This window comes from Caballeronia udeis (assembly GCF_044909315.1).
GTDB classification, from domain to species: Bacteria; Pseudomonadota; Gammaproteobacteria; order Burkholderiales; family Burkholderiaceae; genus Caballeronia; species Caballeronia udeis_A.
On record NZ_JBIYEB010000015.1, the window covers coordinates 1 to 24,149 of the forward strand.

Annotated in this window: 26 protein-coding genes; 9 read left to right on the top strand and 17 right to left on the bottom strand. The window is 61.4% G+C overall.

Translation table 11 applies throughout. The annotated features are described in order from the left end of the window. The 4 genes from tnpC to ABH944_RS23080 form a co-directional block, all read right to left on the bottom strand. On the bottom strand, positions 1 to 1,415 hold a 1,415-nt coding region (tnpC, locus tag ABH944_RS23065; protein WP_404659501.1), incomplete at its 3' end, for an IS66 family transposase. A 55-nt stretch (positions 1,416 to 1,470) separates the two neighbouring features. Next, positions 1,471 to 1,818: an IS66 family insertion sequence element accessory protein TnpB gene (gene tnpB / locus ABH944_RS23070; protein ID WP_062093208.1), complete on the bottom strand. Its 348-nt coding sequence runs from the start codon at positions 1,816 to 1,818 to the stop codon at positions 1,471 to 1,473. Beyond that, positions 1,815 to 2,222 carry an IS66-like element accessory protein TnpA gene (gene tnpA / locus ABH944_RS23075; protein ID WP_404659504.1) on the bottom strand — a complete coding sequence of 136 codons (408 nt, stop codon included), beginning with the start codon at positions 2,220 to 2,222 and terminating at the stop codon, positions 1,815 to 1,817. The genes tnpB and tnpA overlap by 4 nt, the downstream gene beginning before the upstream one ends. Before the next feature lie 15 nt (positions 2,223 to 2,237). Then, a complete protein-coding gene (locus ABH944_RS23080; protein ID WP_404609834.1) occupies positions 2,238 to 2,870 on the bottom strand; it encodes a hypothetical protein in 633 nt (210 codons plus the stop codon). A gap of 298 nt (positions 2,871 to 3,168) precedes the next feature. Here ABH944_RS23080 and ABH944_RS23085 point away from each other — a divergent pair, with 298 nt between their 5' ends. Beyond that, positions 3,169 to 3,591, top strand: coding sequence for a GFA family protein (locus ABH944_RS23085; RefSeq protein WP_404609833.1), 423 nt, complete (start codon positions 3,169 to 3,171; stop codon positions 3,589 to 3,591). Positions 3,592 to 3,653: 62 nt separating this feature from the next. Here ABH944_RS23085 and ABH944_RS23090 read toward each other — a convergent pair whose 3' ends face one another. Continuing rightward, the gene (locus tag ABH944_RS23090; protein ID WP_404609832.1) at positions 3,654 to 4,550 is read right to left on the bottom strand and encodes a LysR substrate-binding domain-containing protein; all 897 of its coding nucleotides are present in this window, start codon (positions 4,548 to 4,550) and stop codon (positions 3,654 to 3,656) included. Positions 4,551 to 4,668: 118 nt separating this feature from the next. Between ABH944_RS23090 and ABH944_RS23095 the strand changes: the two genes are divergently transcribed. Continuing rightward, positions 4,669 to 4,854, top strand: coding sequence for a 4-oxalocrotonate tautomerase (locus ABH944_RS23095; RefSeq protein WP_404609831.1), 186 nt, complete (start codon positions 4,669 to 4,671; stop codon positions 4,852 to 4,854). Positions 4,855 to 5,063: 209 nt separating this feature from the next. Continuing rightward, positions 5,064 to 6,608 (top strand): proline--tRNA ligase, encoded by a 1,545-nt coding sequence (proS, locus tag ABH944_RS23100; protein ID WP_404609830.1) that lies wholly within the window; start codon positions 5,064 to 5,066, stop codon positions 6,606 to 6,608. 190 nt (positions 6,609 to 6,798) lie between these two features. On the opposite strand, the gene ABH944_RS23105 is transcribed toward proS, so the two are convergent. From ABH944_RS23105 to ABH944_RS23135, 7 genes are all read right to left on the bottom strand, one after another. Beyond that, complete coding sequence (locus ABH944_RS23105; RefSeq protein WP_404609829.1) at positions 6,799 to 7,308, bottom strand: hypothetical protein; 510 nt, start codon at positions 7,306 to 7,308, stop codon at positions 6,799 to 6,801. A 289-nt stretch (positions 7,309 to 7,597) separates the two neighbouring features. After that, positions 7,598 to 8,233, bottom strand: a complete 636-nt coding sequence (locus tag ABH944_RS23110; protein WP_404609844.1) for a DUF2894 domain-containing protein — start codon at positions 8,231 to 8,233, stop codon at positions 7,598 to 7,600. 43 nt (positions 8,234 to 8,276) lie between these two features. Next, on the bottom strand, positions 8,277 to 8,924 hold the full coding sequence (locus tag ABH944_RS23115) for an OmpA family protein (protein WP_404609828.1): 648 nt from the start codon (positions 8,922 to 8,924) through the stop codon (positions 8,277 to 8,279). Further along, positions 8,921 to 11,278, bottom strand: coding sequence for a DUF802 domain-containing protein (locus ABH944_RS23120; protein WP_404609827.1), 2,358 nt, complete (start codon positions 11,276 to 11,278; stop codon positions 8,921 to 8,923). The genes ABH944_RS23115 and ABH944_RS23120 overlap by 4 nt, the downstream gene beginning before the upstream one ends. A gap of 10 nt (positions 11,279 to 11,288) precedes the next feature. Next, positions 11,289 to 12,023 (bottom strand): DUF3348 domain-containing protein, encoded by a 735-nt coding sequence (locus ABH944_RS23125; RefSeq protein WP_404609826.1) that lies wholly within the window; start codon positions 12,021 to 12,023, stop codon positions 11,289 to 11,291. Between the two features lie 208 nt (positions 12,024 to 12,231). Next, the gene (locus tag ABH944_RS23130; RefSeq protein ID WP_404609825.1) at positions 12,232 to 12,900 is read right to left on the bottom strand and encodes a Vgb family protein; all 669 of its coding nucleotides are present in this window, start codon (positions 12,898 to 12,900) and stop codon (positions 12,232 to 12,234) included. Positions 12,901 to 12,909: 9 nt separating this feature from the next. Then, complete coding sequence (locus ABH944_RS23135; RefSeq protein ID WP_404609824.1) at positions 12,910 to 14,130, bottom strand: helix-turn-helix domain-containing protein; 1,221 nt, start codon at positions 14,128 to 14,130, stop codon at positions 12,910 to 12,912. Positions 14,131 to 14,254: 124 nt separating this feature from the next. Here ABH944_RS23135 and ABH944_RS23140 point away from each other — a divergent pair, with 124 nt between their 5' ends. Both ABH944_RS23140 and ABH944_RS23145 read left to right on the top strand, forming a co-directional pair. Continuing rightward, the gene (locus ABH944_RS23140; protein WP_404609823.1) at positions 14,255 to 15,022 is read left to right on the top strand and encodes a DUF899 domain-containing protein; all 768 of its coding nucleotides are present in this window, start codon (positions 14,255 to 14,257) and stop codon (positions 15,020 to 15,022) included. An 8-nt stretch (positions 15,023 to 15,030) separates the two neighbouring features. After that, the gene (locus ABH944_RS23145; RefSeq protein WP_404609822.1) at positions 15,031 to 15,855 is read left to right on the top strand and encodes a DUF2182 domain-containing protein; all 825 of its coding nucleotides are present in this window, start codon (positions 15,031 to 15,033) and stop codon (positions 15,853 to 15,855) included. A gap of 21 nt (positions 15,856 to 15,876) precedes the next feature. Here the strand turns inward: ABH944_RS23145 and ABH944_RS23150 are convergent, their stop codons facing one another. Further along, positions 15,877 to 16,890: an SGNH/GDSL hydrolase family protein gene (locus ABH944_RS23150; RefSeq protein WP_404609821.1), complete on the bottom strand. Its 1,014-nt coding sequence runs from the start codon at positions 16,888 to 16,890 to the stop codon at positions 15,877 to 15,879. A gap of 397 nt (positions 16,891 to 17,287) precedes the next feature. Here ABH944_RS23150 and ABH944_RS23155 point away from each other — a divergent pair, with 397 nt between their 5' ends. Further along, complete coding sequence (locus ABH944_RS23155; protein ID WP_404609843.1) at positions 17,288 to 18,232, top strand: hypothetical protein; 945 nt, start codon at positions 17,288 to 17,290, stop codon at positions 18,230 to 18,232. A gap of 17 nt (positions 18,233 to 18,249) precedes the next feature. Continuing rightward, positions 18,250 to 18,612, top strand: coding sequence for a hypothetical protein (locus tag ABH944_RS23160; protein ID WP_404609820.1), 363 nt, complete (start codon positions 18,250 to 18,252; stop codon positions 18,610 to 18,612). 64 nt (positions 18,613 to 18,676) lie between these two features. Here ABH944_RS23160 and ABH944_RS23165 read toward each other — a convergent pair whose 3' ends face one another. Then, positions 18,677 to 19,300, bottom strand: coding sequence for an ABC transporter ATP-binding protein (locus tag ABH944_RS23165; protein ID WP_404609842.1), 624 nt, complete (start codon positions 19,298 to 19,300; stop codon positions 18,677 to 18,679). 403 nt (positions 19,301 to 19,703) lie between these two features. Between ABH944_RS23165 and ABH944_RS23170 the strand changes: the two genes are divergently transcribed. Beyond that, a complete protein-coding gene (locus tag ABH944_RS23170; RefSeq protein ID WP_404609819.1) occupies positions 19,704 to 20,606 on the top strand; it encodes a DUF4148 domain-containing protein in 903 nt (300 codons plus the stop codon). Positions 20,607 to 20,750: 144 nt separating this feature from the next. Continuing rightward, entirely contained in the window at positions 20,751 to 20,855 is a 105-nt protein-coding gene (locus tag ABH944_RS23175; RefSeq protein WP_404609818.1) for a potassium ABC transporter ATPase, read from the top strand. Between the two features lie 115 nt (positions 20,856 to 20,970). Here ABH944_RS23175 and ABH944_RS23180 read toward each other — a convergent pair whose 3' ends face one another. The 3 genes from ABH944_RS23180 to ABH944_RS23190 form a co-directional block, all read right to left on the bottom strand. After that, positions 20,971 to 21,825 carry an urea carboxylase-associated family protein gene (locus tag ABH944_RS23180; RefSeq protein WP_404609817.1) on the bottom strand — a complete coding sequence of 285 codons (855 nt, stop codon included), beginning with the start codon at positions 21,823 to 21,825 and terminating at the stop codon, positions 20,971 to 20,973. A gap of 74 nt (positions 21,826 to 21,899) precedes the next feature. Then, positions 21,900 to 22,610: a GntR family transcriptional regulator gene (locus ABH944_RS23185; protein ID WP_404609816.1), complete on the bottom strand. Its 711-nt coding sequence runs from the start codon at positions 22,608 to 22,610 to the stop codon at positions 21,900 to 21,902. Next, on the bottom strand, positions 22,607 to 24,127 hold the full coding sequence (locus ABH944_RS23190) for an amino acid ABC transporter permease/ATP-binding protein (RefSeq protein ID WP_404609815.1): 1,521 nt from the start codon (positions 24,125 to 24,127) through the stop codon (positions 22,607 to 22,609). The genes ABH944_RS23185 and ABH944_RS23190 overlap by 4 nt, the downstream gene beginning before the upstream one ends. Positions 24,128 to 24,149: the final 22 nt, after the last annotated feature.

Genomic DNA, 24,149 nt, shown 5'->3' on the forward strand with positions numbered 1-24,149 from the left:
TTTAGGCGTGCCGTTCCGATCAGGCTGTAGATTATCGCAGCGCTCTCGCCGCCGCCGTCGGACCCTGCGAACAGATAATTCCGGCGTCCAAGAACTAGAGGGCGAATTGAGCGTTCTGCGGTGTTGTTGTCCACTTCGATGCGCCCATCTTCGCAGTAACGCGTCAGCGCCTGCCAATGTGTCAACGAGTACTTGATCGCCTTGGCTATGCCGGACTTCACCGATACCTGCAGGAGCGTTCGTTCCAGCCAGACCTTCAGGCTTATGAGAAGCGGCATCGCACGCGTCAGGCGAACCGATTGCCGCACGGCGGGCATTTGTCCGCGGATATCCCTCTCAATTGCGTACAGGGCTCTGATCCGGAGCAGCGCCTCCTCGGCGATCGGAGAGCGGTCTAACTCGAACAAGTCATAGTACTTTCGCCGAGCGTGGGCCCAGCAAGCGGCTTCGATAATCTGGCCATCGCGATATAGCGCGGAATACCCGCTATAGGCATCCGCTTGCAGGATTCCGCAATAGCCGTCGAGATGTGCTCTGGGCCTTTCGCCTTTGCGGTCAGGCGAGTACTGGTACCAGACCGCTGGGGGCGCCTGGTTGCCTGCTGGCCTATCGTCTCTCACGTACGTCCATAGTCGCGCCGTGCGTGTCTTTCCGCGACCGGGATCTAACACTGGCACCGGCGTATCGTCGGTATGGATCTTTTGCGCCTGCAGGACATACTGGCCTATGGCGTCGGCCAGGGGTTCAAGGAGGCGACCCGCTTCGCGCACCCAAGAAGCCAGCGTTGCGCGATCAAGCTCGATGCCTGCACGGCGATAGATGCTTGCTTGTCGATACAGCGGGGTATGGTCAGCGTATTTGGAAACCACTACTTGAGCCAGAAGACCCGCCCCGGCCATACCCCTTGCGATTGGGCGGGAAGGAGCAGCAACCTGGACGACTTTGGAACAGCGACCACACGCTAGTTTGGGACGCACGTGCCGAGTCACCTTGAAGTAACCCGGCACATAATCGAGCATCTCGGAAACGTCTTCGCCGAGCGCACGCATATGGGTTCCGCATTCGGGACAGTCACAAGTCGCGGGCGCATGAACCAGGGTCTCACGTGGGAGGTGGTCGGGAAACGTGCGTGGTTTGCGGCGACGAGCGGCGGCCTTGTCTGTTTCCTTCGAATCGACCGTTTCGCCTTCGACGGGCAAGTCTGTAGTTGGAACGCTCGGCACCTGCTGTACGGGCAAATCTCCAAGCGCCAGTTCGAGCTGATCCATCAGCTCAGTCATACGCTCCGATGAACGACCGTACTGCCAGCGTTTAAGACGTGCAATCTCGGCCACCAACTGGGCAATCGTCTCGTCGCGCGTGGCCAGCATGCGCTTGAGGGCGGCGATGTCGTCAGGAAGGGAGCTAGCGGGCATGCTTGTTATTTTAAAACATGCCCGCCGCTTCTGAACGCTTGCGCAGAGGCTTTTTTTAAGCTGCTCGAGTAGGCTGCCAGGTCCGTTCAGGCCGTCGCCAGTCAATGCCCTCTAGGAGCATCGAAAGCTGCGCTGCGGAGAGATGAATGCTGCCCGATTCGGCCTGGGGCCAGATAAAACGGCCGCGCTCAAGACGCTTCGCATAAAGATTCATGCCGTCGCCGCTCCACCACAAAATCTTAATGATGTCACCGCGCCGTCCACGAAAGGCGAAAACGTGACCAGAAAACGGATCAAGTTCCAGAGTGGATTGAACAAGAGTAGCGAGGCCGTCCATGCCGCGACGCATGTCCGTAATGCCAGCGGCCAGCCAAATACGGGTGCCGGAAGGAGGTGCGATCATACGGGCATCAGACAACGCAGCACTAAACGCAATTGAACGGGGTCGACCCTGCCAGTGAGCCGAACGCGCGCTCCATTGAGCTCGATCTCGATGCTTGCTGCATCACGCGCAGGCCCCTCAGGATTTGCAGCTACCGCCGGGGCCGTGGATGCCTCCGCTTTTACCTCCGTTGGCAAGCTCACAGGGAGTAGCACTGTCGCTTCGGCGCCGCCGTTGCTAAGCAACCCGGCGCGGTATTCGCGGCGCCATTTGAAAACCATATTTGGATTGATTCCATGGGCCTGAGCCAGTTTAGCCACGGAAACATTGGATTCACAGGCCGCGATCGCGACCTGTCGTTTGTAGGCCGGATCGTAGTTCGGTCGGCCCTTGCGATTCGAAATCTGCATCTCATCTTTAGACAAAGTAGTCCCCATCACTTATTTGGTGGGGACTACTTTGGACACTATCCAGCTGTCTGTACATGCGGCCTTCAGATGACGCTTACTCTGCACCACTACGGTCGTACCGGACTGAGTGGCGAGTGCTCCTGTCGTAGCGGACTGCATGGGAGCGGTCTCCGCTGTCCATTGGCCTTCGGCTTCGATCTTGATGGCTTCAAATTTGCCGGCCGGGACCTCTACGGATTCAGGGCCGACAACCTTGAAGTGGGTATCGAACGATTCCGAAGCGTGCCTTGCGTTGGGGTGTGCTTCCGTATATTTCAGGTCCCATGTCTTGCCGATCGAGAGCGGAAAGAACAAAGGCCGATTGACGGTTGTTTCGGTTCCGTTCACGTTACGCGAGCGGCTCCAGTCGGCGCCCTCGACCACTTCAATCGGCGCCTGGGTGGTGCCGGCCTGCTTCGTTTCAAAGTAGACATGGTCGGACGTTGTACGAAGCACGACGATCTCGTTATGTGTCTGACGCCAACCATTCGGCGCAGCCTCCACTGTGTCGACATAGGTCCAGGTATCTCCCGGACTGAGCTTTGGGGCAGACGTGGATTGCGCGTGCGCGACCAATGGAACAGCTGACGAAATCAGGAGCAGGAGGGTTCTTATCGTTTTCATGGTCGACGGTTTTTATCTTGTGACGACCGTGCTCGAATGCGATCAACGGACGCCTTATGCGGCTGAGAATACCCCGGGCGCGTCTTAGCGCTTAACTCTCGTTCACGCCTGGCTTTCAAAACAGACAGGTTACTTGCAACAGCGGCGCGAGACGCGCACGATCGTACCATGCAGATCGCGCTGGCCGGTCGGGTTAGCGAGCTTTCCATAGCACCATGCACGTCATGCAAACCACACTAAAATAACTGACCGCGCTTACTTCCTTTAAAAGTAAGCGAAACTACTTCAGTTCGTTAGCATGACTGCCTTCATAGAGACCAAAGTGAATCCCTTGCTTGCCGGTAGATGCCTTTGCGGTGCAGTCCATTACACAGTGAAGGACGAGTTCATCTATGCGTTGAACTGCCATTGTTCAAACTGCCGCCGGGCAACGGGTTCGGCGTTCAAGCCATTCGCCGGGATCGAGCGCGACAAGCTGAGCATCACCCAAGGGCAGGGCAACCTGTTGATTTTCGGCGACGAAAATTCGGCACACGATGTTCATTGCAAGCTATGCGGAAGCCTTATGTTTTCGGTAGTCGGTGAAGGACGGGTGCACGTTACGCTCGGAACGCTTAGCGACACTCCCACCATTCGTCCGACCGCACACATTTTTGTGGGCTCGAAAGCAGCGTGGCATTCCATCACCGACCAATTGCCGCAGTACGACGAATTTGACTGACACGGGCGAGTCGATGATTGAACTACTCGGCGCCCGCACGGCATATTCCGTTTGACGGTGGCTCAGGATCCTGCAGCGCTGAAATGCTCCAGCAGGAAATCGATCACACTGCGCAGCTTCGCCGTAGGCCGGCGATCCTGCGCGTAGATCAGATACATGGGCGTGGGCTTATACGACCAGCCGGGTAAAACCGGCACTAAGCGACCTTCCGCGAGATCATCGGCCAATGACGCTTCAGGCTGAAGCACAATGCCGGCGCCACACAATGCGGCGATCCGCAAAGCACTGCCCTGGTTAGAGGTGAACCGGCCTTTCACCAACACTTCGCAAGCTTCGCCACCCGGTCCAAGCAAGTGCCAGCGGTCGTGCCGGCGCCAGTACAACAGGCCCAGGCAAGCATGCGCATTCAACTGCTCCGGGTGGTCGGGCCGGCCATGCTTCGCCAGGTAGGAAGGCGCGGCGGCCAGTATCCTGCGGTACGGCTGTAGCGGCCGCGCGACCAACCCGGTGTCGTCAATATCGCCAATGTGGATGCCCAACTCGTAGCCTTCGCCAATCAAGTCCGGGACCCGGTTGTCCAGCGTCAGTTCGACGCTGACTTCGGGATGACGCGCCAGATAGTCGGTCAACACAGGCACAAGGGTCTGGCTGCCAAAGCTGACCGGCGCCACCAGCCTCACCCGGCCGCGTGGGCTGGCCTGCAGCTCCGAGGCGCTGGCCTCGGCCAGTTCTACTTCAGCCAGCGCATGCTTGCAACGCTCGTAATAGAGCCGGCCGACTTCAGTAAGCTGCTGCCGGCGCGTGGTGCGATGGAGCAGACGTGCGCCCAGCCGTTGCTCGATCGTCCGGATATGTTTGGCGACCATGGTCGGGGAGACTCCACTGGCCTCGGCTGTAGCGCTGAAGCTGCCGATTTCCACCACTCGCACAAACATCGCCATGCCGGCCAGCTTGTCCATGATTAAGAACCTGCAGGTTTTGAATGACCCAAATCATCGCATGTTTATCCAGGGTCGGAACTGCGTGACACTGAGGCCGTTGCACTCCATCCGGAATGCTGCTCACCGAGGATTTTTCATGCCTACCTTGCATCTGGAAATGCACCCCGGCCGCACGCTGGAGCAAAAGCGCGCCTTCGTTCGCGAGGTGACGCGAGTCACTGTTGAAACCCTGGTTTGTCCGCCCGAGAGCGTTGATATCGTGATCACCGAAGTGCCGCGCGACGCTTGGGCCAAAGGGGGCAAGCTGCTCGCCGACGGTTGAACAGAGACGCGCCGGGCAGCAAGCGTGCCGTTGACTTTGTCCGGAAAAAACCAGATCATGAAGTCATGAAGCAGCTCAACGTACAGTTCCCGCCAGCTTTCCACACCGGTTCACCAGCGGTGGGTTAGCGTGCGTCCGTAAGCTGCTCCAACAAACCGCCTCTGAGGCGGTTTTTTTTTGACCTTCACTTTGCCAAGTCCGGTTAAGCCATGACCAAGATGAAGAGAAACGCCATTTCTCCGACGAGAGCGGAGAACTATGCCGAGTGGTATCAACAAGTGATCGATGCAGCGGACCTGGCAGAAAACTCGCCTGTGCGTGGCTGCATGGTGATCAAGCCGTGGGGTTATGCGCTCTGGGAAAACATGCAGCGAGAGCTCGACGACATGTTCAAGGCAACCGGGCATCGCAATGCCTATTTCCCGCTGCTTATCCCCATGTCGCTGCTCGAGAAGGAGGCTGAACATGTCGATGGCTTCGCGAAGGAATGTGCCGTCGTCACGCACCACAGACTCATCCATTCTGCAGATGGCACGCTGATTCCCGATCCCTCGGCTGAACTCGAGGAGTCGCTGGTGATTCGTCCCACTTCCGAAACGATCGTTGGCGTGATGTTCGCGAAATGGATTCAGAGCTATCGCGATCTACCTTTGCTGATCAATCAATGGGCCAATGTATTCCGTTGGGAAATGCGTACGCGCCTGTTTTTACGGACCAGCGAATTCCTGTGGCAGGAAGGACATACAGCGCATGAGACGGAATCCGAAGCACGCGAAGAGGCCACGCGGATGCTGGACATCTACACACGCTTTGTGGAGGACTGTCTGGCAATACCGGTCATCCAGGGTGCAAAGAGTGACAGTGAGCGCTTTCCTGGCGCTATTGATACCTACACCATCGAAGCGATGATGGGTGATTGCAAGGCGCTGCAGGCCGGGACCTCGCACTTCCTTGGTCAGAATTTCGCCAAGGCTGCAGGCATCGAATTCCAGGGACGTGAACCGGGTAGCAGGCAATTCGCCTGGACTACATCGTGGGGCGCGTCCACCCGATTGATCGGTGCGCTGATCATGGTGCATGGCGACGATGACGGTCTTGTCTTGCCGCCGAATATTGCCCCCGCTCAGGTGGTTATTTTGCCGATACACCGGTCCGAAGACATAAACGTAAAAACCGAGGTAGACGGGTATGTCGACCTGGTGGCGAGTCAATTACGCGCGATGCATTTCGGCGGCAGGCGGGTACGCGTCGAGATCGATCGCAGGGAATCACGAGGCGGTCAAAAACAATGGGAATGGATCAAGAAGGGCGTTCCTGTCAGGATTGAAATCGGCCTCAGAGACAGGGAACGTGGTTCAGTCACGCTCTCGCGGCGGGATCGCGACGCATCCGAAAAAATATCGGTTTTGCTTGCGGATATTCCCGAAACCGTCACGTCACTATTCGACGAGATCCAGCGCGGATGCCTTGAGCGCGCACGACAGTTTCGGTCCGAACACACGCGCGTGATTTCGGACAAAGGCGCTTTCGAGGATTTTTTCAGACCGCAAGCCGAACAGCAAACCGATGTCCGGAGCGGTTTCGCATTGGCCGCCTGGTGTGGCGACAAGACTTGCGAGAGCTGGGTGAAGGAGACGTTGAACGTGACCATCCGATGCCTTCCGTTCGATCCGCCGCACGACGACATCGGCGTGGGATGTGTCGTCTGCGGCAAACCCGGAAGCACCGTTGCGCTTTTCGCCAGGAATTACTGAGACCAGGCTCAACGTTGCTATTAATCTCGTGTTGCGCGAACGGGTAGCGGGGGGCATCCCGAGCGTAAGACGCACTGGACTCGCGAGTGAGCACCGGGAACTGTCGCCCAATCCGTCGCACGTTTTCCCTCGCTGCACGTCGCGCTGGCTCATGCAGTGTCTAACGAAGCCCGGCGCGCTTCAGGATCAACTAACTGCCGGGAGGTTGGGGCGCCACCCTCTGCCAGCCGGCGGGGCATGCCTTCACATACGGGTAGTAACCCTGAGGCTTCCCGCAGTAATACCAGTATGAGGATTGCGGCGCGCCGCCGCCGGCCATGTCCGCTTGCGCGCCCGTCTGCCCCTGCTCCATATATTGGGTCGGCGCCGAAGAATCGACGACCGGCAGCGGCGCGTAAGGATAGTAACCAGGATCGTAGTAAGGGTAGCCATAGGGGTAGGGGTAACCGTACGGATACCCGTAGGCAAAACCCGGACCAAAATAGACACCGATGGACCCGCCGCCACAGCAGTACCCGCCGTGATAGTAACCACCATGGTAGTAGCCACCACCGTGGTAATACCCGCCACCGCCCCAGCTGCCGCCGCCATGGTAATAGGTCGCGCCGCCCCAGCCACCCCTGCCGGCCACGGCTGCGCCGCTGGCTCCCAGGAGGACTGCCAACACCAGCAATAGCTGGCCTGCTCTTCGCCCATTCATGATGATCACCTCGACTGTCTGCGCCAATTCAGATTGGCTCACCGAGCCGAATCTTGCCGAGGGGCAAGCTCGCCTGAATCAGGACCGGTTAATCATAAGTGTATGAATTTTGGCGGCACTTTTCATTGTTTGTGAAGCGGGGGCAACGCGATCGTTAGGCGACTCAAGATGGCAGATTTGCCATGTTCGGTCATCCGCGGTAATGGCTTGCCGGTCGTCGTGGACACGGCGCTGGTAGTGCCGGAGATCTCGCACCTGACCGCCCGGATGCCGGTGGAAGCTCCGGGCGCTAGCGTGATTTGCCCCGGGCACTTTTCCGGGCGCTCGCGGAGCGGGGCGCTTCTTTATCGGCCGGGGCGCTGCCGCCGGTCATCTGTTCCATCCACGACAACGCGTCGACATACGACAAGAACTGCTGCAGATAGCCAGGCGACAGTTCGCGCATCAGAGACAGCGACCGATGCACGAGACTACTCGAGTTGAGCGGACCGGCATTCCCGGGCACTTGCGCGAGCGACTGGCGAAACTGCTTCTCGGTACTGACCTTCGTCCAGGTTTCCCTGAAGTAATCGAGGACCTCCAGCTCAGGATAGGAGGGCGTCCGCTGCGAGGCGGTCCCATCGTTATCTGAAGGTGAAAGCGCTTGGCTGGCAATGTAATCGATCAGTGCGGCGAGCGTCCGGGGAGTGGCCTCACCGGGCGATGCTGCGCGATTTGCATCGGCATCGACATCGGCATCAGCAGCTTTCGATGCGCTCTTTCGGAGATCATCAGCATAAGCCTCGATCAGTCTGGACAGCCTTTCATCCAGGATGCGACGTGCTTCACCGCTGTGACCGGCCGCCCTCCGGTGCAACGCGTCGATGAAATAAAAGCGAACAGGATACAGTCGATCAGCGCCGCTCGCGCGCCATGCGTCGAGCATCAGACGGGCGTGGCTAGTCACATCATTGAGGTGATCACCAACGCTACCCACGGGGCTTCACCGTTGTTGCCGAGGGCCTCGGGACAGGCGCTATTTCAACGCGCCGGTTCTTCGCCCGTCCCTCGTTGTCGGCATTCGAACTCACGGGCTGCTGGGAGCCGAACGCGGCCGCGAATACAGAGGAGGAGGGCACGCCGTTATCGATCAACGCGCGAGTCACCGTCAACGCACGCTGCGCCGACAGCTCCCAGTTGTCCGCAAAGCGACGGTTAGCCTCCCGCACCTGCCGGTCATCGGTAAAGCCGCTCACCATCAGGATCTGGTCATTGGTCTGGAGATAAGCGGACAGCGGCCCCGCGAGACTCTTCAATACCTCCCGGCCTTCGGGCTGCAATTGATCGGAGTTCAGCGCGAACAACACGCTGCCGTTGATGCCAATGCGCCCGTTGACCAGCGTCACCCGGCCCGCTGCCAGCGGCCCTGCCAGCGCCTGCTCCAGGGTCTTGCGCCGCTGGGTTTCCATCTGCCGCTGCTTGACCTCCTGGTCGAGCCTGGACGAGAGTTCCAGCTGCACGCCAATGACACCCACCATGATCAGCATGAAGGCGCCCAGCAGCACCGACATCAGGTCGGCAAAGGCAGGCCATATTGGCGCTGCCGGCTCTACGCCGCCATCGATTTCCTCGCTCATGCCGCTGCGGCTCCGGCCGACGCACGCCGCCCGGCGAGCTGTTGCAGGTCTTCGACAATCTGCTTCTGCGACATCATGCTCAGGTCGATGACTTCGCGAGCCTGCGCCACATAGTAGGCAAGCTGTTCGTCGCTGCGCGCGAGCGACTTGTCCAGCGCGGTTTCAATCCGCTGCAGGTGGGTCACGAGTTTGTCGTTGGACTCGCCGAACGCCTGTACAGCGGTCCCGAATGCTTCACCCATGCTCGCCACTTCGACCGCGCTGCCCGTGACTTGCGCCGCAACGGCGCCGAGCTTGCCGGTTTCCGCTTCGACCTTGTCAGCGAACTGGGTGCCGACACGATCCAGCAGGCCCGCCGACGTCGAGACCAGCGCGTCGACAGCAGTGCGTTGCTCGGTGGAGGCGTGGTTTACGGCATCGAGCAGGGTCTCCAGCGTGGCCAGCAGACGGCTGCGCTCTTCCAGCATGGCGGTGTCGCGGACCATGCTGTCGGAGAGCTTCTGGCGCAGTTCGGCAACGACTTCTGCCGCAGCCTTCGGGGCTTCCGACGCGGCTTGCACGAGGCGCTCGATTTCAGCAATCGTGTCGCTGGCGTGTGCCTGTGTCTGAGCCGATATCTCGCGTGCGGTCCGCTCCAGCGTGTCGCAAATCTCCTGCTGCCGGCTTGCCGTGCGTGAGCCCGTTTGCTCCCACTCGCGGCTCAACGTGGCGGCCATGGAACCGAGCGCTTCCGTCCAGGCTGTCAGCCGTTGCTGGTCCCGCGACGCCAGTTCCGCCTGCAAGTCTGCCGCGGCCTTGGGCGCTTGCGCTGCAACTTGCGCGATCCGGTCGATTTCGGCGATCGTGCTGCTGGTGTGTGCCTGCGTCTGGGCCGATATGTCGCGTGCGGTTTGCGCCAGCGTGTCGCACATCTGCTGCTGCCGGCTCGCGGCCAGCGTGCCCGCCTGTTCCCAGTCGCGGCTCAGCGAAGCGGCCATTGAACCGAGGGTCCCGGTCCAGACTGCCAGCCGTTCTTCGTCCCGCGATGCCAACTTCGCCTGCAAGTCCGCGTGCGACTGGTCCACCGTGCGCAGCAGCGACGCCGCGTGTTGCTCGAAGGTCGATGCAGCCGCTGCCAAGGCCTGCTGATTGTGGCTCGCCAGCTTCTCGCCGGCGCTTGTCTGCTGCGACAGCGCCGCGTTCCACGCTTCCTGCACACTGCCTGCCGTCGTTTCCAGGCGCGTGGAGACGCCTTCCAGAAGGCTGGCCGAGCGTTGCTCAAAGGTCTCGGTGAACTGATCCAGCGAAGTGCGCAGGTGCCGGGTGAGCGCCTCGCTCGACTGCCGGTGCTCCACGAGCGCCTGGTTCCAGATATCCGCCACGGTCGTGGTGGTCGCCGCGAAACCGGTCGTCAGTCCATCCAGTTGCCGTTGCACCGCGTTCGTGACCGTGCCGTGCAACGAAGCCGTCTCGTGTGCGAGACCTGCCATCGTCGCTTCGACAACCGGCTGCAGCGCCGCGCCCGCCGTGCGGGCGCTTTCGGCAATGCTTTCCTTCATCGATCGTTCAACCGATAAAGCCAGGCGGGTGTAGATTCCTTCGGTCTTGTCGTGGAAAGCGTCCTGGCTGGCGATCTGGCGCGCGTTCAAGGCCAGGTTCTGTTGCTCGATGGTTGACATCATCGTTTGCAGCCGGTCGACGAGGGTGGGCATCACTTCGGTCTGGCGCTGCAGGAGCCTGAAGGTTTCCTCGCGCTGATGGGCCTGCGAGTAAATGCGCAGTGTTGTCCCGATCTTCACGTCGAGCATGTGCGCTGCCTGGATCCGTTCACGCCGGCATAACGCGGAGAGCAGCCCCAGCATGGCGGAGGTGGCCACGCCCGCGATCGAAGTGCCGAACGCAAATCCCAGCCCCTTCACCGGTGCGGCCAGCGACGCGCGGACAGCCTCGATGTCGGTCGCGCTGTCCAGCGCCAGCCCTGTGCCTCTCAAGGTCGCCACCATGCCCAGGAGCGTGCCCAGCATGCCCAGCAACACGAGCAGGCCGACCAGATAGGGCGCCAGCGCCGGGCCGGCCAAGGCCACGCGTTCACCCTCGACCCGCAGGCGCACCGGATTGCGCAGGCTGGGATGCAGGGGCTCGAGCCAGGCGCCCAGGCTGGGCGGGGGGCCGGACAGGCCCGTGACGGCAAGCGTCAGCGAGGACGTCGCCTGGCTGTAGCGCCGCAACTCCAGCGCGCCCGCCAGGTAGCAGGCGCCAATCAACATCGTGACGGCCAGCGCCAGCGGGTTTGAGCCCACGTAGCCGGCGCCGATCCAGCACACAGCGGCCAGACCTACCAAAAAAACAGCGAGATTAAGCAGATTTCTGGACATAGTGTCCCAGTTAGCTGGTGCGAAGGGCCGCGAGCAACCCTTCGACCGGTTGAAAACGAAGATCCAGTTCAGCGAGCAACACGCTCTGCATATCTTTGCGGAACACGTCCAGCCATGCACCCGGCGTGACCGCGGGAGCATCTCCTGACGCCGGGTCGTCGGCCACGGTCTCCTGCCCGGCCTTGCGCAAACGGTCGAAGTGCCCGCCGAGTAACCCGGGTACGCTGGCCAGCAGACTCCGCTCGCGCGCGCCCAACGCTCGCTCCATGACGGCATCCACCTCCGCGAGCCGGCCCATGCCGGGCGTCCTGGCGGCCAGCAAGGCCCGCAGTCGGCCGCGCAGGTTGCCGATGCCCGTCTCCATCGACTGCTGGATGGACAGATAGGTCTGACGAAAAGCCGGATAGTCGATAGCCGTATCCACACGGGCTTCAGAAACATGCGCGGGCCCACGCCGCTTCCTGGTGGCAAACACCTGATTGCCGACGATGGCGTTTCTCAGCGTGGTGCGTACACGGGCGCACTCGTTCTCCTCAGCGCTGCTGAGGGCTCGCGCGCCAGAGGGCACGGCAGGCGGATTGCCGTTGAGCGCAGTGGACAGCGCAATGGCATCTGTCCAGTGAACCCATTGGCTTAGCCGGTCCGAAAGCGGTTGCCTGGATTCGGTCACTTCGACCTCCGCCAGGCGCGCAAGTAGGCGAATGAGCGTCGGGCCGCTGAAAGCTGTGCGCTGTGGGGCTTGCACCGTACCACCGGAGAGAAAAAGGTCGCTAGTTTACACGCAGTCGGGAGGGTGGCCGCAGTCTGTTGATCCATCGGGTGGCCGAGGGGGGATTTTCAGCGTGCCCGACACGCTGCTTGTCACGTCCGAACTTGCACTTGCCTATCCTTTGAAGTCGCGGCGCGGCGCGGCTATAAAGGCATGGGCAAGCCAGCATACAGGCAGGCTTCGATTACTCGCTGGTGGAGTCGACAGGGACCTCGGTGCCCCGTGGTGGACGGCGGACGGATCTGACCTTTCCGCTGTTTCCACCTCCGCAGAAGAACTGTTCGCCGCCATCGGACTCGAGCCCCGACACACCTGTTCCAGATGGCATCTCGAGGCTCTCCAGGACCTCTCCAGTTCGAGAATCGATATGCCTCAACTCGCTCGCGTCGTCTTCCCAGGTGCCGTGCCAGAGTTCTCCGTCGACCCACGTGACACCGGTGACGAAGCGGTTGGATTCAATGGTCCGAAGAATCGCCCCGGTTTGAGGATCGATTTGATGGATCTTCCGGTCCCGATACTGCGCCACCCAAAGCGACCCTTCAGCCCACGTGAGCCCTGAGCATGCGTTGCCGCCGGGCGCCGGAATCGTGGCAAGCACGTGGCCGCTCTGCGGATCGACTTTCTGAATGCGATCCCCGGCAAGCTGGAACAGGTGCTGGCCATCGAAGGCCGTTCCTGCATCCGCGACGACATCGAGCGAGCGCAGTGGTTTTCCGCTCGCCGGATCAAGCGCATTCAGCTTGTCCCCCGATGCAAACCAGACGTGCTGGCCGTCATACGTGACCCCGGCCACGTGATCGACGCCCGGAAAGGGACCATATTCACGGATGATTTCGGCTGCGGATCGCTTCATGTTGTCATCCTAATCATTTGTCAGTGGAGTGGGGAGTAACAAGGCCGTCGCGAATCCGGGCACGGGCGGGGTCATCCAGCGTCGCGCCCGTCCGCGGCCAAACGACTGCACCTTGCCGGCAGCCGCAAGCGTGTCGAGTGCCCGCTGTACCGTGCGCTGGCTCGCTCCAAGCACAAGCGCCAGGGCCGAACTTGTCCACGACTCGCCGTCGGCAAGGAAGACCAGCACCGCCGCATGCTTGTCTTCTGCAGGCCGCGCCAGCACGACGACCTCGCGTGCGCCGTGCGGCACGAGCGCAAACCCGCGCTTTGTCGCGCTCACGCCGGCCAGCGTCGCCAGCACGGTGCGAAGCCGCCCGACCTCAACCCGCAATCGCGCGCGGTGAGATTCATCGGCATGCTTTCCCCGGAACGCCCGCGCGACGAGCGTGTCCCTCGGCACGTCTTCGGGCCAGGCCTCACCCAGCGCGCGTGCGAGTGCGAACAAGACTGGACGCTTGGCGAGGGAGACCGCCGTGCCTGCGTCGCATACAACGTGACGGCACGCATCCACCACAAGCGCCTTCGATGCCAGCAGAGCTTCAACCTCCTCGAGCAGGAGAAGCCGCTCCTCGCCGCACGCAATCAGGCGCGCAGAGGGCATGGTGAGGATGAGAGATGCGCTTTCGACCTCTGCCGTCAGCGCGGGAATACCCGCCTCGCGCGCGGCGTGCCCGGCCCGGGCAAGCGCGGCGCGTGCCATTTTCGTCCGGAGGCGCCGCAGCGCGATCCCCGCTACGACCAGCTCGTGGACAGCCTTCAACGCGGCCGGGAAGGGCGTGGGGTCGAGTCGGCCGAGCGCACGCTCGGCCTCGTCGATCTGCCCGATCAGGAGGAGGCGCCGGACCGCGAGATACCGCGCGTGAGCGGCGTTCACGCGGTCGCCGTGTGCTTCGAGTGTCGCCCGTGCGGCATCGAGCGTCTTCGCGGGCCAGCCCAGGTCCCTCGATGCAAGCGCGATCTCGGCCTCGGCGACGACACACCTCGCGCGGGCCACGGCGTCTTTGGGACCGAAGGCGCGAGCCGCTCTTCGCACGAGCGCCTTGGCCCGGGCGAGATCGCCGAGCTGCGCCATCGCGATGCCGCGAAGTGCGAGCGCCGGCGCGTCGTCGCGCAAGGCCACCTGGTTCAGTGCGCCGAGCGGGTCACCCGCCGCGAGCGCACGCGCTGCGACCGCTATCAGCGAGTCCATGGTCTATTTGAATCCCGACACACTTGTCACTCCCACCGTTCAATGCCCGGCACTAATCTATCACCAACCCGCACGTCGTATCGAGCACGGAACGAACGGCGAAGAACACTCAACGGAAGGAGAGATGATGACGACACACATGACCGGAACACGTAAAGAATGGATGGCGGCGCGGCTTGAGTTGCTCAAGACGGAGAAGGAGTTCACGCGGCGCGGCGACGAGCTTGCGCAGCAACGTCAGGCGCTGCCGTGGGTTCGAATCGACAAGGACTACCGGTTCGAGACCGATGAAGGGAGCGCCTCGCTGGCGGATCTTTTCAAAGGGCGCTCACAGCTCCTTGTCTACCACTTCATGTTCGGGCCCGACTACAAGGCGGGATGCCCGTCGTGCTCGTCGATCGCGGATGGTTTCAATGGCATCGCGGTCCATCTGGGGAACCACGACGTTACGCTTTCGGCGGTATCGCGGGCGCCGCTTGCGCAGTTGCAGACGTACAAGCGCCGGATGGGCTGGACGTTTCCCTGGGCATCCTCATTCGGCAGCGACTTCAACTTCGACTTCAATATCGCGTTCACCGAAGAGCAGCAGCGCGAAGGGAGCATCGAATACAACTACGAGCGCGGCGGCCATGCGATGGACGCGGCACAGATTCCGGAGCCCGTCGCCCAGTTCGCGGCCACCTGCGGAACCGACGCAGCGACCTACACGCGCGACAGGCCGGGCTTGAGCACGTTCGTACTCGAGGACGGAGTCGTCTATCACGCGTATTCCACCTACGCACGCGGGGTGGACGGCATCTGGGGCATGTACCCGTGGCTTGACCGCGCGCCCAAGGGACGCAACGAGACCGGCGTCTGGTGGCAGCGCCACGACGAGTACGACCAGCGCTGAGGCGGGTCATGGCTCACCTTGGCGCAACCTGGAGGCGGGAGGTCTCGCGACGCATGATCGGCGAGCGCGCTTTCTTCGCCGTCACGGCGCTACTCTTCGCTGCTTGTGCGACGGTGACGGTCGTCTGGTGCACGTCCATGTCGGCGACGGGCGAGATGCCGATGCCCGGCGGCTGGACGATGTCGATGGCGTGGATGCGGATGTGCGGACAGACGTGGCCCGGCGCGGCGGCATCGTTCATCGGCATGTGGGTCGTGATGATGGTAGGGATGATGCTGCCATCCTTCACACCCATGCTGTGGCGCTATCGACAGGCCGTCGCCGGGACACGCGAGTGGCGCCTGGGCTGGCTGACTGCGCTGGTGGGCGTGGGGTACTTCTTCGTGTGGACCGCGTTCGGAATAGCTGCTTTCATGCTGGGAAACGCGTTCGCTGCGCTTGCGATGCAACTGCCGGCGCTGGCGCGCACAGTTCCGATCGTGGCTGGTGCGATCGTCATGCTCGCGGGCGCACTCCAGTTCACCGCGTGGAAGGCACATCACCTTGCCTGCTGCCGGGACGCTTCGGGGTGTGGCCTGCCGTTGCGGGTGGACGGCGCCACCGCCTGGCGGCATGGCCTGCGCCTTGGTCTTCACTGCAGCACCTGCTGTGCCGGGCTGACGGCAATCCTTCTCGTTACCGGTCTCATGGATCTGCGTGCAATGGCAGCCGTCACGGCAGCCATCACCGTCGAACGTCTTGCACCGGCGGGTGAGCGCGTGGCGCGAGCTATCGGCGCGATCTTGGTCGTGGCAGGGTTGGTGCTGATCGTGCGAGCGGTGGGGTCAGGGTGAACGAGTCATCATTTTCCAGGTTCAATGACCGAGGCCGGTCGCGGCAATCTGCTGCTCCACGTATTGGGCGAACAGGGTATGCAGATGCGTTGTCGGATGAAGGTCGTCGGCGAACATGTACGTCTGGTCGGCATTGGACGTCACGTAGGTAGCCGGCGAGCACAGCAATGACGTGTCATCGGGCGTTGTTGCAGGGTTGCAGGCTTCGCCCGTGTTTGACACGGCGAAGCCATTCGCCTGAAAGTTCGCAATGATCTGATCCGCCCAGGTGTAGGAATCGATCTGGATCACCTTGCCTTGCAGGCCATCGGCCTGCAAGGCGGCGTTCAAGTCACTGTTGAACATTTGCGATAACTGGGTCAGGTTTGCCCCGCCGTCGGACGCGGCGAGCCCCTTGGGCGTCAGTCCGACATTCGGGACATTGACCACTACAACATGCGTGGCGCCGCTCTGGATGATCTGTCCAATAACTTGAGCCAGGGTGGTCGCCGCCGTCTGCACGGTCGCCGCCGCAGCCGGCAGCGGCCCGGCGCGAAGCACGTCGTTCGCGCCGGCCCAGACCAGCACCAATTGACCCGAGTTGAAGCTGCCGTGGGCGGACAGATAGCTCGACACCTGCTGATTGACGGGCATTTCCACATTGCCGATCACGTCGGTAAGAAAGTCGTACAGGTTTGCCGGCGTTGCCACCGTGGAGCCGCCCTCCGCATAACCGAGGCCACCTTGCGGACTTAACTCATGAGCGATGTTGATCGTGAACGCCGCGGTAAGCGTGTCCCCGTAGTATTGCGCAACATCCTGAGTCCACACTTGTCCCGGATTGGTTGTGAACCGCCCCCCGCCGACCGCGCTGGCGATCGGCGCGTAAGTCCCCACGTCGGACAGGCTGTCGCCGAACGAAACGACTTGCAGATCAATCCCGCCCGGCGGGTTGGGCGCGCCACTCGAGCCGCTTCCACCTCCGCCGCATGCGGTAAGCAGTGAGATCGCTACGGCAAGAATTGCAGCACGTACCTTGTCATTACTTCCTTGCATAGTTCCTCCACCACGGGTCGGGGCGGGCCTACCGTCAGCCTGCATATCGCTGTTGCGACATGCAGCTTCGTCAAGCAAAAAACATGCGCTATCTATCGACCTGGGAGGTTCGCCGAATTTCACTGAAGGGCGGCAAAGGGCCGGGTAGGGACGTCTCGCTCAGGTTGACTCTCTACGACCGCAGCCGTATCGCATTCCGACTCGCAACAATTCATGTCGAAATATGTCACGGCGCGCTTCCCCCTCCCGCAAACCCCCGTCTGACGGCCCTCCGTCGCGGTGAAACCGCGTGACATATCTTCGCTACTGATTAAATCCGCGTGTACTCCTATAGTCCGCCCATCGCCACGACGCAGTGCGGAAAGTGGCCCGGAACCAACAAGGAGATACCGTGAACATTCGCTCGTTCGTGCTGTCGATAACAGCCGCTTTTCCCGCGACCACTGCGTCAGTGCGTGGCGCCTTGCGCAAGCTCGTGCTCGCAACAACCATCGCCGTGCTTGCCCTCGGCAGTGCTTCAGCTTTCGCCTGGTCGCAACACGGCACTGCATACACATCACGTGGCACCTATAACGGCGCTCGCTACGGCTCGTGCGGCGGCGGTAGCTGCTCGCATGCAGGAGGTGTCGCCGGCCCTTACGGCGGCTTCGCGAGCAACACAGGGACGGTCACCCGCAACGCGCCGGGCCAGTTTTCGAACTCGGGTACCGCGACCGGACGCTACGGCAATTCGGTGCAGCACGCCGGCGACACCAACTGCGCGGGCGGCACGTGTTCGCACACCGGAACCCTCACCGGACCAGACGGCAAAACGGCCTCCACATCCGGCGACGTGACCAGAACCGCACCGGGCCAATATTCATCGTCCGGATCGATCACGGGTTCGAACGGCAACACGGTCGACCATTCGGCATCAACAAATTGCGCGGGTGGAACGTGCAACCGTTCGGGCACGGTGACCGGCTCCGACAGCGGGAGCGTCTATCACTCCGGTACGGCGACGCAAGTGGCGCCGGGTGTTGTCACGACATCGGCCAGCGCCACGGGTACCCGCGGCAACACCGTGACAACGAGTGGCACGGTCACGACCACGGGCGTTGTCACGACGGGCGTTGTCGCCACGGGCAGTACCACGGTTGTCATCGCGCCGAAGCCGGTGGTGGTTGCTCCTCCGGTCGTCTATGTGCCGCCGCCCCCGGTTGTCTACGTACCGCCCCCGCCGCCGCCGACAGCCGTGTATGTTGCTCCGCGTGTCGTCTACATGGCGCCGGTGCCGCGTCCGGTAGTGTGGGTGCCGGGCCACTGGGTCGGGAACATCTGGGTACCGGCGCACTGGTCATGAGAGAGGATGGGCGAAGCATGAACGGTGGCATGGTGACCCGAATCGGAAAGCAAGGCAGCGTGATGCTCGGTGGGCCAGGTGTTGAATCGCGACGCAAATTGTCAGGCAAAGCGGCGACGCTGGCCATGCTGATCATGGCGATGGTGTTAGCGATCGGCGTCGGTGGCCGCATGACGAATGTCGAAGCCTTGACCGGGCATCGAGGGAACGAATCCTTGCAGCACTGTGCGGCGCAGTATGGGGAGATGTTGGATCTTGCGAAACTGGCAAGACGCGACGGGAAATCGTCCGACATCATGGTGCGTGAGCTCACCGTGATGACCGGGCAGATGGGTGAGTGCCCGTTGATGGCTCCCGTACAGGTTCAAGCTTCACGATAGCGCGCCTTTCCGGCGCTGCGCAGTGCGCTGAATCCATGGGCTCTCTAACGCAGCAAGCAGCCTCTCAGGCACCCGCGCCAAGGTCGGCAAAGCTGATCGTTTTCGCTCTGCAAGCCTCTGTGAAGGCCGTGTCATAACTCGAAAAGAAAACCGTCCGGTCCTCAGTCAACGTGGTGAACAAATCGATCAGGACGGCGCGCGCAGCGGCGTCGAGCCCGGCGCCCGGTTCATCGGCTATAACGACCTTGACTTCGCCTACGGCGGCCGACGCCAGGAATATTTTCTTGCGTGTGCCAAACGACATTTGCTCGAAACGCTTGTCCAGATGGGGCGTCAGGCCGAAGCGGTCGGCGAGGTCGAGAGCCTGACTGTCGACGGCTGTATTTCTCTTCGATGCCACAAGTTCCAGATACTCCCGCCCGGTCTGGAGCGAGTAGGGCATGCAGTCCTCGGGCACGTAAGTGAGCACGGACTGCGCCTCAAGCGGAGAGGTCAGCAGCGAGTACCGGTCGATCCAAACCTCGCCCTGGTCGGGCTTGATCGCACCGGCGAGGATGCCCAGCAAGGTGGATTTGCCGCTGCCGCTTTCATCGTTCAGCGCCACGCAGCCTGCGCCGGTGCTATAGCGTAGTCCCTGAAAGACAGAGCGCTCGTCGTAACGTTTGCAAAGGTTCTCGAATCGAAGCATGGGTTGCGGACTTTGTCGGAAGAAGATCGGCCGCGCGACGGTCACGCAGATTGTGATTGGCACGGGACGGGCGGCGCGGATTCGAAACCGCGGCAAGTGTAGCAGCGCGCAGAAGGGCGGTATGACCGCGGCCCAGTCGCTCCCTCTCGGGAATATGAGCGCTGAGAAATTTCAATCGTCCTGCCGGACAACTCGACGAACGCCACCGTTGGGAAGCGGGCAAAGGCTTCAATTTTGGCGGATATTGGCTAACGATTGGCGCATCCAATCTTGCGTCTGGCCTCGTAGATCACTCAAGGCGAAGCCGCATTTCTTTCGCGGCCCTTTTTATGCTGCATTGATGCGTGCCACTCACCCTTCGCCGGGTGAGGATGGGTCAGGTTGATTTTGCCTACGCGGTCGGATGCGCATTTCAAGCTACGGGACAGACGTCATGTTGAGCACCCCCAAGAGGACAGTTCTCGCGGGCCTCCTTGTTGGTGCACTGGTGATTGGTGCATCTGTAATGCGGTCAGGTGAGGACACGCTTTCTGAGCGTGATGGCGCATCTGTTTCCGGTGAACTGGACAATAGCCAGACCGAAGCCCGGGGAACAAACCCGGATTCCACCAGCGGCCGTTCCGATGATGTCACGCACATTCTGCAGGCGGTCCGGGACAGCCTGAGACGTAATGATCTCGCTTCTGCCAAGGTGCTGTTAGGCGCTGTGCAAACGCTTCACAAAGACGATAGTCGAGCGTTAACCCTCGAGAAGGAGTTGCAGGCGCGTGAGGGAAAAGTCGACACCGGGCCTCCTGTCATGGCCCCGGACAAACCGCCCAATACATCGAAACCGGGTCGGTTTGCATCGCGGCCGTCTGCGAAATCCGACCGTACGCGTGACAGCGCATCACCGGCTCGCGAACATACGGTCGGCATGTCTCGTCACTCAAGGGTCACGGGCAGACCTCAAGTCAGGACGCCATCGGACAACGGTGTAAGTGTCGACGCAAATAGCCCGGCTCCAGAAATCGGCGTGACGGATTCGACTTCGCTGGAGGCTTCACCAACGGTAGCCAGTACGCCTACACGACCCACATCGGCACGCGCAACGCCTCCGGTTGAAGAAGCTCTGCGGTCTGTCCAGCCTGTGAATTCCAAGCCGCTTCCCGTGCAATCCGATCAAACTCCAAAGACGCGCGAACAGGTGCGTTCGGAACTGTATCGTGCGCGTGCGAATGGGGCGCTTCCGCGCTTCGGCAATCCCGATCCTGCCGGACCGGGCGGCATGCCAAGCAGTACAAAAACGGAATTCGGCAGTGAATAAGGGAATGAAAAGAAGCCGTTAGACCAGGCATTCACGCTGCTTTTACGGTTTGTTGACGAGTCCTTGCACTCTCTTCACGCGGCATTGTCGGGTCCTTGCCTAGTCTTAAGAACAAAGACCAAATAATCCGTCAGGAGACAAATCATGGACCTGCTTTTTATCGGGGCAATCATCGCCTTCTGGGCGATTTCGGTGGCAATGGCGATTGGCTGCGACAAGCTGCGCCGCACGTCGCATCATCGTGAATAGTGCAATGCAGCACCAAGCGGTCGCGATTCAGGCGATCAACGGCGCCATCGAGCGTGTTGCCCGATGACGCTGCATCAACAAAAAGACGTCAGTCAAGCGCCTCTCGGCTATATGCTCAGCAACAGCCGCCGCGACCCGATGTATCCAGCCGCATTCCGTGCAGACCACGATAAGGCGGTACCTCGGGTGAACTCCAGCCATCGAGCATCCGGGGTTCAAGCCGGTATACCTCGACACCCAGCGGCCGGCAAACTTCTAGCGGATCACGCGCGTCCGGACCCCACATCGGCAAGGACAAATCTCCGCCGGGACAAGTCGACAGCGCGCACAGCAGATCGATCTCCGCGAAGAACTCCAGGTAGTCACCTTTTTTCGCCGGACATGCCTTCATGAAGTACTGATCGTTCAGGTTGAGCCCGGTGCACTGGAACACATTCAGTACATCATGCACATCGAATTCGGTGAGACCGTACGGCGCGATGGCGCGTGTCAGGTTCGAATGGCAATGGAAATCGAAATCTTCGCCGGTCAGCATCCGGTTCACATACGGATCGCAGCGCGTCCCCAGCAGGTCGTGAACCCGGCCGCCGTGTTCATCGATTCCGTAGCCGGCCAGAGTGTCGTCGGTGATGGTCACGAGCGGGCGGAGATAGGGCAGGGTCGACCACAGCCGGTCGAATGTGCTGACATGCGCCTGCTGCAACTGGCGCGTGCGGGACGCCCAGAAGCGCTCGCGGGGATTATGCTGATTCCAGATGTTGAGGTCCGCGACCTGCGGCCCTTCAATGGTCACGATCCGGAACACGTGTCCGGCGGGGACCTTCCACGCGTAGCCGGAGCGGATCGGCACCACCGCCGAATCAACCAGCGTGCGCGTTTCATGCTCGGAGGCGACACGCGTATAAAAGTCGCGATCGACTTCTAGCGCGGACCCCTGGGTTACCTGATAAGCGGCAGGATAGTTCAACATGGCATTAGATCTCCTGAATGAGTCGATGCGAGGCGCCAGCCTCGCCCGAGAAAAGAACCCCGCAAAGAAGCGGTTCAGAGAAGGTCGATCAGCGCTTCCTCCGAGCGGTCCAGGTAGTCGGAAAGTTTCTTGCTTGCCCGCTTGTATTCCCCGGCCACGATCAGGTCGTAGAGTTCGCGGTCGCGTTCGATCCACGGCAACTGGAACCGCCGTTCGTCGGGGGCGGCGGAAAACAGCAAGCGCAACTGCGCGAGGATCGTGCGGAAGAACTGGTCCAGCAGCGCGCTGCCGATCATCTCCACAATGTACTGATGAAAGCGGAGGCTATGCGTGCCCACGCTGCGCCAGTCTTCCTGTAACGCGGCTTGCGCCGCGGCGTCGCACGCAGCGGCCATGGCGTGCAGCACAGCCGGGTCGGGCGGGTCGGTGTTTACCGGCAGTGCAAGCGCCTGCAATTCCAGCGTGCGGCGGACCCGGAAAATGTCGCGCACGTCGGTGCGTGTAAGCGTGCGCACCACCACGCCGCGATGCCGGTAGTGCACCGCCAGACCTTCCCGGCAAATCTGTCGCAGCGCCTCCCGAAGCGTATTGCGTGAGACGTCGAACGCCTTCGTGAGATCGGCTTCGGTCAGTGGCGTGCCCGGAGCCAGGTCACCGCAGATGATCTTGTCGCGGATCTGCGTGACGATGCGTTCGGTTACGGACTCTTCTTCAATGTGCCCGGTTACGGTCTTGTTTTTGGTCACGGCCAAGTCAGAAACGGGCATGGAAACGATTCGGGTCATGCAAGCTGGAGGTCCTTGAGAAAGTGCGCGACGCGGGAATCCTTGTCGAACGCGGACATGACGCGAGGGGCGGCGTCCGCCACGATCGTGCCATTTTCCAGGAAGATTATCCGATCCGAGATGCGGAATGCGAAATTGATCTCGTGCGTGACGATCACCATGGTCATTCCTTCACGTGCAAGCTGCTCGATGACTTTCAGGACTTCGGCGACCAGTTCGGGGTCGAGCGCGGAGGTCGGTTCATCGAAGAGGACGATTGACGGTTTCATGGCCAGCGCCCGCGCAATTGCCACCCGCTGTTGCTGCCCGCCGGAGAGCTGGTGGGGATACTTGTGCGCATGAGCGCCCATTCCTACCTTTGAAAGCATTTCCATGCCGAGCCCGCGCAACGCGGCCTTCGAGCCACGATCGTGATAGCGCGGCGCCAGGGTTACGTTGTCGAGCACGCTGCGATGCGGAAACAGGTTGAAGCTCTGGAATACCATGCCGATATCAACAATGCCACGCATATGCTCGCGATGCGACACGGCCCGCCGCGCCTTGTTTGCGCCCCATTGGAAGAGCTTGCCGTGCAGCACGATCTCGCCGTCGTCGAGCGGCTCCAGACCGTTGAGCGTGCGAATGAGCGAAGTCTTGCCCGAACCCGACGGCCCGATCACCGAGATCACTTCACCCGCCTGCACCTTCAGGTCGACGCCCTTCAGTACTTCATGTTCGCCATAACGCTTGCGCAGACCGGCCGCTTCAAGCGCCACGCGGCCGGTCTCTTCTACCCGCGCCGCTGCCGCCACCGTCTCCGCAGCGGATGCGGCCGGCTCGGCCGGACTGAAAGCCGCTGGCTCCCTGCGCACAACGTCTAGGCGCTGCTCGAGCAGCTTCAGCGCATACCCGACCACCGTCACGATCAGCACGTAGTAGAACGACACGGCGAGCATGGTCTCGAGGACCTTGAAATTTTGCGTATAGAGGCGCTCACCCACCAGTAATATTTCCGCGAGCGAGATCACGGACACAAGCGACGTGAGCTTGACGATCGTGATGTACTCGTTGACAAGCGACGGCAAAGCTACGCGAAACGCCTGCGGCACCACCACCAGCCGCTGCAGGCCGAGGTACCGCAACCCGAGCGCGCGACCCGCCTCGAACTGTCCCTTGCCGATGGAAAGCAGGCCGCCCCGGTGAATCTCCGCTATATAGGCGGCTTCGCTGATCGACAGCGCAATCAGACCTGCCCAGAAGGGATCCGCGAGCACCACGCTCGACGCGGGAAACACTTGCGGCAGGTTGTACACGAAGATCAGCAGCACGAGCAGCGGCAGGCTGCGAAACAGCCAGATGTAAGCCGAACACGCCACGCGCAATGGTGCAATGCGCGACTGCTTGCCGAGCGCCAGCAGGAACCCGGCGACGATGCCAATCATCCACGTCGCTATGCTGAGTTCGACCACGCGCCAGGATGCGCTCCAGAACGCCTTGTCGGCGAGCAGTGACAGGGCGTAGTGCCAGTCAAAAATCATTCATCTTCTCCGCAAGGCGACG